The 631-nt window shown below is 46.8% G+C and carries 4 tRNA genes and 1 rRNA gene; all 5 read right to left on the bottom strand.

What is annotated here, in order from left to right:
- Positions 1 to 54: 54 nt before the first annotated feature.
- A tRNA-Leu gene (locus H0185_RS23275) sits at positions 55 to 139 on the bottom strand.
- A 67-nt stretch (positions 140 to 206) separates the two neighbouring features.
- Positions 207 to 282 (bottom strand) — tRNA-Lys (locus H0185_RS23270).
- 38 nt (positions 283 to 320) lie between these two features.
- Positions 321 to 396: transfer RNA gene (locus H0185_RS23265), tRNA-Thr, on the bottom strand.
- 27 nt (positions 397 to 423) lie between these two features.
- Positions 424 to 499: transfer RNA gene (locus H0185_RS23260), tRNA-Val, on the bottom strand.
- 10 nt (positions 500 to 509) lie between these two features.
- Positions 510 to 625, bottom strand: a 5S ribosomal RNA gene (gene rrf, locus H0185_RS23255).
- Between the last annotated feature and the right edge of the window lie 6 nt (positions 626 to 631).

Below are 631 nucleotides of genomic sequence, written 5' to 3'. Positions count from 1 at the left end.
GTTGTATTCTACCACTGAACTACTTCCGCAATAAAGTTAATTTAGTACGAAAAATGGTGCGGGTGAAGGGAGTCGAACCCCCACGCCTCGCGGCGCTAGATCCTAAGTCTAGTGCGTCTGCCAATTCCGCCACACCCGCATATTATTGATTATTTCCGCTAGCGCGAAAAAGATGGAAAGTTATTTTCACTAGCGTGAAAAAACTTTGGTGAGCCATGAAGGACTCGAACCTTCGACCCTCTGATTAAAAGTCAGATGCTCTACCAACTGAGCTAATGGCTCTCAAGACTAGTAAGATAATTTTTACTAAAATTAAAAAGTGGTGCCGGCCAGAGGACTTGAACCCCCAACCTACTGATTACAAGTCAGTTGCTCTACCAATTGAGCTAGGCCGGCATATTAAAGTTATACTTTTTTAAAAAATGGTGGAGGATGACGGGATCGAACCGCCGACCCTCTGCTTGTAAGGCAGATGCTCTCCCAGCTGAGCTAATCCTCCATTATTATAAGCCTGGCAACGTCCTACTCTCACAGGGGGAAACCCCCAACTACCATCGGCGCTGAGAAGCTTAACTTCCGTGTTCGGCATGGGAACGGGTGTGACCTTCTCGCTATCGCCACCAGACTATTT

It is taken from the genome of Mesobacillus maritimus, assembly GCF_019749255.1.
GTDB lineage: Bacteria > Bacillota > Bacilli > Bacillales > Cytobacillaceae > Mesobacillus_B > Mesobacillus_B maritimus_A.
This window is presented reverse-complemented; position numbering and strand designations above follow the sequence as displayed.